This window comes from Bacillus sp. JJ1609, from assembly GCF_036967045.1.
Classification (GTDB): domain Bacteria; phylum Bacillota; class Bacilli; order Bacillales; family Cytobacillaceae; genus Mesobacillus.
Genome location: NZ_JBALSS010000018.1, coordinates 130,443 through 137,762, shown reverse-complemented (window position 1 = coordinate 137,762; position 7,320 = coordinate 130,443). Strand labels below are relative to the sequence as shown.

Below are 7,320 nucleotides of genomic sequence, written 5' to 3'. Positions count from 1 at the left end.
GCGTGGGCAGATTCGAGGGAGCTATTCAATGTCCTGCGGGCTTAGCTGGACAGGTGAGACCCCGCAGGAGCGAAGCGACGAGGAGGCTCAGCGCCAGCCCCGCGGAAAGCGAAGCGCCTGGAACGAAAATCAACAGCCTTGTTTAACAGAGCCAAAAGCAAAAGAAGAACAGGCTATTTGCCTATTCTTCTTCACTAGTTTGTTTTGATTTCAATTCATTATGTGCCTCAGCTACAACTTCATCAGATGTTGATTTCAACCTCAGCTCACCCTTCTCTCCAAGCTTACCGTTCCACTGAAGATGAAGGAGAAACTCAATGTTCCCATCCCCGCCTGTAATCGGTGAAAATGAAAGATCGAAGACGTCATAGCCTTCACTTAGTGCAAAGGCAATGATCCTCTCGATTACTTCTATATGGACTTTCCTGTCGCGGACAATCCCCTTTTTGCCGACTTGTTCTCGACCTGCTTCAAACTGTGGTTTAACGAGAGCGACGATATCGCTCCCTGACACCAATAAGGTCTTCAGTACAGGTAGAATCAGCCGCAACGAGATAAAGGATACGTCAATGCTGGCAAAGTCCGGGAGACCCTTTGTCAGGTCTTCAGGTTTCACGTAGCGGAAATTGGTACGCTCCATCACTTCCACCCGCTCGTCCTGTCGCAGTTTCCAAGCGAGCTGATTATAGCCAACATCCAGGGCATAGGACATTTCTGCTCCATTCTGCAGGGCGCAATCCGTAAATCCGCCAGTAGAAGCTCCGATATCAAGCAGAATTTTGCCTTTAACTTCCAGGTCAAAAACCTTTAATGCTTTCTCAAGCTTCAAGCCGCCTCTGCTTACATATGGAAGGACATTACCCTTTACTGTTAGTGGAATATCACTATTTACCTTTTCTCCTGGCTTGTCCAGCCGGTTTTCATTGGAGTAGACAAGCCCTGCCATGATTGTCCGTTTCGCCTTTTCTCTTGTTTCAGCAAGACCACGCTCCACGAGCAGCACATCTAATCGTTCTTTTTTGATTTTCATTTGTTACGCCCTTTTTTGTTTTTGTCTTGCAAGCTTTTGGATCCGCAAGACAACATCGTCTTTTGTCATTCCAATTTCCTTTAACAATTTATCAACACTTCCGTGTTCAATGAATTGATCTGGTATTCCCATACGGTCAATTTCAGCTTTGTGGTAGCCAAGTTCCTGGGCTGTTTCAAGAATGAAGCTTCCAAATCCTCCCTGAAGGACTGCCTCTTCAATTGTTAAAATCGGTAAATCTTCATTTAAGATACCAGTAAGCATTTTTTCGTCCAGTGGTTTGATGAACCTTGAATTGATGACCCTTACTGAGATACCCTGCTTAGCAAGAATCTCAGCTGCTGTAAGTGCCATTGGAATCGTCGTTCCGAAGGTCAGGATTGCTGCATCCTCACCCTCACGGAGAATTTCCCATGTTCCGATTGGAATCTCCTTTAATTCATCGTCCATAGGAACTCCCAGTCCATTGCCGCGCGGATATCTCATTGCAATTGGGCCATCATCATATTTCATAGCCGTATATACCATATGTTGTCCTTCATTTTCATCCTTAGGCATCATTAACACCATATTAGGAAGATGTCTTAAGAACGCAATATCAAATACTCCCTGATGTGTCTCTCCATCAGCCCCTACAAGGCCTGCGCGGTCAATCCCGATAAAGACATTAAGGTTCTGTCGGCAAATATCGTGGACGACCTGGTCATAGGCACGCTGCAGGAAGGTCGAATAAATGGCAAGGAACGGTTTCATATTTTGCGTTGCAAGCCCGGCAGCAAATGTTGTTGCATGCTGTTCTGCGATTCCAACATCAATCATCCTGTCAGGAAACTCGCTTGCGAAGCCCTCTAGTTTGGAACCCACCGGCATTGCAGGAGTGACAGCAACAACCCGGTCATCCGTTCTTGCAATCTTCCTCACAGTCTCACTGACAAGCTTGCTCCATGCAGGCGGAGCGTAATCAGGCTTCACAAAATCTCCGGTTTCCATTTTGTATGGTCCTGTTCCGTGCCAGGTGCCAATTTTATCGTTTTCAGCAGGGTTATAGCCCTTCCCTTTTTTCGTGATCACGTGAAGCAATACCGGGCCATCCTGTTTTTTTGCATAAGCCAGGTGTTCAAATAAATCCTCATAATTATGGCCATCTACCGGACCAAGATAGGTAAATCCTAATTCTTCAAAAAAGATTCCTGATACAAATAAATACTTTAGGCTGTCTTTTATTCTCTCTGCAGTTGCCGCGAGTTGTCCGCCAATTGCCGGCACTTTCTTTAGGAGCAACTCAAGCTCATCTTTTACCCAATGATATTTACCTGCAGTCCTCAAACGGCCAAGGACACTGTGCAAGGCACCTACATTGGGAGCAATCGACATTTCGTTATCATTCAAGATGACAATCAGTTTCTTTTTTTCATGGCCGATATGGTTGAGGGCTTCAAGAGCCATTCCGCCTGTGAGGGCCCCATCCCCAATAATCGGAACGATGTGGGAATTTTCGCCTTTCAAATCTCTGGCAATCGCCATCCCCATTGCTGCAGAAAGGGATGTAGAACTATGGCCAGTTTCCCAAACATCATGCTCGCTTTCAATCATCTTCGGGAAACCGCACAAGCCCTTATATTGTCTTAGCGTATCGAATTGGCATGCCCTTCCTGTCAAAATCTTATGGACATATGACTGATGTCCGACATCCCAAAGAAATTTATCCTTAGGACTGTCAAAACACTTATGGAGGGCAATTGTAAGTTCAACTACACCAAGGTTTGGGCCAATGTGTCCCCCAGTAACCGATAGCTTTTCAATCAAAAACTGCCGAATCTCCCCGCTTAATTCTTCCAGTTCCTTATTCGAAAGATTTTTCAAGAAGGAAGGGTCTTTTATTGATAAAAGATCCATTAAGGACCACTCACTTTCATTTCTGACTTAATAATCCGGATATATGATTATCTGTTTTTCCAAAAAAGTTGTTAGTAATAACATATATTAAGTAAAGAAAGGTTTTCAAGCTAAACCACAAATTATGTAAAAAAAACTGCTAACACTATCGTGCTAACAGCCAATTATAGCACATGGTTCATGCCTTCTCAACGACAGCCGAGGCTTAATAGTTTCGCAACCCGATTAAATCAGTAATCTCCAAAAGCACCGCAACTTCAAGTTTGGTCGTTGCCAAGGCTTCTTTTGCGCTATGCAAATGGTTTTCGAGTGCATCTTTTGCACCAGCAAGGCCGAGAAGCGCAGGGTAAGTGCTCTTATGGTTTTCTGTATCGCTTCCAACTGGTTTACCTATCAAATCCTCACTGCCTTCAAGATCGAGGATGTCATCACGGATTTGGAATGCCAGGCCAATGTGATAGGAAAACTTTGACAAGACAGTCTTTTGTTCAGCGGTAGCTCCTGCAATGTCAGCACCGGCGATTATGCTATATTCCAAAAGTCTGCCAGTCTTATTGATATGGATATACTCTAATTGTTCAAGAGACAGTTCTTTATCTTCACCTTCCATATCGGCAACCTGGCCGCCTACCATTCCGATAGCGCCCGCTGCCTTAGACAACCCTTTAATCAATGACAATTTCACTTTATCAGAAGCGTATTCATCAGGGATATCAGCGAGCATATTAAAGCTCATTGTCAATAACGCATCACCCGCAAGAATGGCTGTTGCCTCACCAAAAACTTTATGGTTAGTCGGCTTTCCTCTTCTTAAATCATCATCATCCATGCTGGGAAGATCATCATGGATGAGTGAGTATGTATGGACCATTTCAATCGCTGCAGCTGCGTCCACTCCCAGTTCAGGATCTTTGCCGAAAGCGTCAATCACCGCGAAAAGCAATAGAGGGCGAATTCTTTTACCGCCAGCTTCAAGTGAATAAAGCATGGCTTTTGTAAGGTTTTCTGGCGCTTCAAGTGTCCCTATAGTTTCCCTAAGCCGAGTTTCAACTAAAGCTTTATATTTTTTTGTGAATGATTCCAGTGAAACAGGATGCAATGCTATTCCTCCTCATTTATGGAGAAACCTTCAGTCCGTCCATCTTCTGTAATGATCTCTGCAAGTTGTGATTCTACATTCTTTAGCTTATCATGGCATAGCTTCGAAAGCTCCATTCCTTCTTTATAAAAAGAAATTGCTTCTTCGAGGGGAACATCTCCCTCTTCCAGCTTCTCAACGATGCTTTCCAATTGTTCCATAGCCTGTTCAAAGGTTAATTTTTTATCTTCTGTCATCATTAGCACTCTCCTCAATATCGGTTACGACACATTTAAAGCTGCCATCCGAAAGCTTTACATATATTTTTCGCTCCGGTTTTACCTGGGCGACTTTTTTAATTAGTTTACCATCCTCAGTATAGGCAAGACTGTATCCTCTATCCATGATTTTCAGCGGACTTAAAGCTTCGAGGGTTGAAATCACTCCATTAAACTCTTTTCTCTTTTCAGAAATAACTGCAGCCATCGCTCTGCTCAATGCCCTTGTTACCCTCTGATGTTTATCTGCCGAGATTTTCTTCAATTCCTCGGGGTGGCTTCGATCCAGCCTTTTCCTAAGCCCAATTTGTTCTTCAAGTTTAAAAGAGTAGAGCTTTTTTGCTCCACGGGTTAGGGATTCCGTCAGCTTGTCCACTTGCTCAAGCTTTTGCTCATATAATTTCCTCGGATAGCGGAACGCATAAGAGCGAATCAGCCGCTGATAGCGCTCCTGCTGAAAGAAAATCTTTTCCCTCATTGCCCTGAGAAGCCTCGTATCCCGATTCATTACGCGTTCAAGCAGCTCCTGGATATGGGGTACTGCCAGCTCTGCAGCCCCTGTAGGAGTGGGTGCTCTCATATCGGCAACGAAGTCTGCTATCGTAAAATCTGTTTCATGCCCTACTGCCGATATAATCGGTATTTTTGAAGCAAAAATGGCACGGGCAACCGCCTCTTCATTAAAAGCCCACAATTCCTCAATGGATCCACCGCCACGGCCAATGATCAGTACATCGACATCATTTCTTTCATTGGCTTTTTCGATAGCCTTTACGATTGATGGCGCCCCCTGCTCCCCTTGTACCAAGGCGGGATAAATCAGAACCTTTGTGATAGGGTATCTTCTTTTTATTGTGGTTAAAACATCTCTTATGGCAGCACCTGTTGGCGAAGTAACGATACCTACTGCTTTAGGATATTTAGGAATTGGCATCTTGTATTGCGGAGAAAAAAGCCCCTCTTGCTCAAGCCTCTTCTTTAACTGTTCGTAGGCAACGAATAAATCGCCTACGCCATCGGTTTTCATTTCTTTTATGTATACCTGATATTGACCACTGCCTTCATAGACAGATATTTCTCCACGAACCAATACCTTCATTCCATTTTCAGGCTTGAATTTCATGTTACGATTTGCACTGGAGAACATCACTGCAAGGATTCTCGCCTTTTCATCCTTGAGCGTGAAATACATATGTCCGCTCGAATGGCGCTTAAAGTTCGAGATTTCTCCTTTTATGAAAACATCCTGAAGATGCGGATCTGCATCAAATTTTCTTTTTATGTATTTGGTTAAAGCGTTGACGGTGAGATAACGCTGATTATCCATAGAATACTCCTTTAGCTAAACATATAATGCATCATGTTATATTGTGTTCAGGTCTAGTTGCTACAGAACATCTATTACTGAAAAAACCTAATAAAAAACTGCCCATACCTATTATAAATTTAGAATCTCGATTCGTCACTTAACAATAGCGAACTTAGAGCTTCCAACTATAACAGATATAGACAGTATCACACCTTAGATATTTGAATTTTGAAGGTTATTCAGGTGATTTTTTGCAGATTTTAATGTATTGTACATCAACATGGCGATCGTCATTGGTCCTACACCGCCAGGAACAGGAGTAATATACCCTGCCTTCTCCTTGACCTCTGCGTAGGCCACGTCCCCGCAAAGCTTTCCTTGCTCATCCCGGTTCATGCCGACATCAATTACGACTGCTCCTGACTTTATATGATCGGCTGTGATCAAGCCTGCTTTACCAACCGCGGAAACGACAATATCAGCTTTTTTTGTATGCTCCACAAGATCCTTCGTTTTCGAATGGCAATATGTAACTGTCGCATTTTCCTTTAAAAATAACTGACCTGCCGGCTTACCTACAATATTGCTTCTGCCGACAACAACTACATGCTTCCCTGCAAGGTCAAGTCCTATTTCCTCCAGCATCACCATGACTCCGTTTGGAGTACATGGCAAAAATGCGTCCTGCCCCGTCATCATCCGGCCGATGTTAAGGGGATGGAAGCCATCTACATCTTTTTCTGGAGAAATTGCTTCAATTAGATTTGTTTCGTTGATATGGGCTGGAAGCGGAAGCTGGACTAAAATGCCATGAATCGAATCATCATTGTTCAATTCATCGATCTTAGCCAATAATTCGTGCTCTGTTATAGAGGCAGGATACTCAATCAAAACATTATGCATCCCTAATTCTCGAGCCGTTTTTTGCTTGCTGTTAACATATGTTCTTGAAGCCTGGTTATCACCAACCAGAATAACAGCCAGCCCAGGAGTGAAATCCTGTTTTTTCATTTCTGTTACCTGGTCAATGATCTCCAGTCTTTTCTTTTTAGCGATTTCTTTTCCATCAATAATAATAGCAGCCATACTTTTTCTCCCCCTAATTGATCAGGGAGGGTCCAACCTGCCTCTTTTTTAATGGTATTAGGAAATACTCTGCTTCACCTTAGACAGAACTCCATTTACAAATCGGCTTGATTGGTCATCCCCATATAATTTAGCAATTTCTATTGCTTCATCAAGAACGACATTTACTGGCACTTCATCATTGCAGTACTTTAATTCGTATACCGCTAGGCGCAGCAGGTTTCGGTCAACAGCAGCAAGTCTGTCAATCGACCATTTTTCTAAATAAACTTTGATTTCCTCATCAATTTCCTCTTGGTGCTGAACAGTTCCGTACACAAGCTTGTCGAGGTAATCGTCTCCCGCTTCTTCTTCTAGTACATGCTCAATCGCGTCTGATGCTTCTACCTTGCTTATATCAATCTGGAATAAGGCCTGGAGGGCCTTTTCTCTTGCTGTTCTTCTTTTCATTCTATTCATTAGCTCCTTTATGGCTTGTCTGATTCTAACAAAATAATAGCATAACATAACTCTTTGCGCATGGTTTCCTATTATTTTTCACTTTTTAGAAAAAGTTAATCAAAACAAATTGTAAAATTACCATTTTTGAGGCTAAGAAATATACAGTTTTTTTAACAGACTGTGCAGACTGTAGACAAACTCG

The 7,320-nt window shown here is 43.0% G+C and carries 7 protein-coding genes and 1 pseudogene; 1 reads left to right on the top strand and 7 read right to left on the bottom strand.

Annotation, left to right across the window (positions count from 1 at the left end):
* Positions 1-208, top strand: a 208-nt coding sequence (locus tag V7654_RS14795; protein ID WP_335431274.1) for a hypothetical protein, incomplete at its 5' end; no start/stop codon positions are given.
* Here V7654_RS14795 and V7654_RS14790 read toward each other — a convergent pair.
* From V7654_RS14790 to nusB, 7 genes and pseudogenes are all read right to left on the bottom strand, one after another.
* Positions 182-1,030, bottom strand: coding sequence for a TlyA family RNA methyltransferase (locus V7654_RS14790; protein ID WP_335431272.1), 849 nt, complete (start codon positions 1,028-1,030; stop codon positions 182-184). The genes V7654_RS14795 and V7654_RS14790 overlap by 27 nt on opposite strands.
* Positions 975-2,926: pseudogene (dxs, locus tag V7654_RS14785) on the bottom strand (1-deoxy-D-xylulose-5-phosphate synthase). Before dxs ends, V7654_RS14790 begins: the two are co-directional and overlap by 56 nt.
* Before the next feature lie 205 nt (positions 2,927-3,131).
* On the bottom strand, positions 3,132-4,025 hold the full coding sequence (locus V7654_RS14780) for a polyprenyl synthetase family protein (protein WP_335431270.1): 894 nt from the start codon (positions 4,023-4,025) through the stop codon (positions 3,132-3,134).
* 2 nt (positions 4,026-4,027) lie between these two features.
* Complete coding sequence (locus tag V7654_RS14775; protein WP_335431268.1) at positions 4,028-4,261, bottom strand: exodeoxyribonuclease VII small subunit; 234 nt, start codon at positions 4,259-4,261, stop codon at positions 4,028-4,030.
* On the bottom strand, positions 4,248-5,609 hold the full coding sequence (gene xseA / locus V7654_RS14770; RefSeq protein ID WP_335431266.1) for an exodeoxyribonuclease VII large subunit: 1,362 nt from the start codon (positions 5,607-5,609) through the stop codon (positions 4,248-4,250). The genes V7654_RS14775 and xseA overlap by 14 nt, the downstream gene beginning before the upstream one ends.
* A 195-nt stretch (positions 5,610-5,804) precedes the next feature.
* Entirely contained in the window at positions 5,805-6,677 is an 873-nt protein-coding gene (gene folD / locus V7654_RS14765) for a bifunctional methylenetetrahydrofolate dehydrogenase/methenyltetrahydrofolate cyclohydrolase FolD (protein ID WP_335431264.1), read from the bottom strand.
* A 57-nt stretch (positions 6,678-6,734) separates the two neighbouring features.
* Positions 6,735-7,127 (bottom strand): transcription antitermination factor NusB, encoded by a 393-nt coding sequence (nusB, locus tag V7654_RS14760; protein WP_335431263.1) that lies wholly within the window; start codon positions 7,125-7,127, stop codon positions 6,735-6,737.
* Between the last annotated feature and the right edge of the window lie 193 nt (positions 7,128-7,320).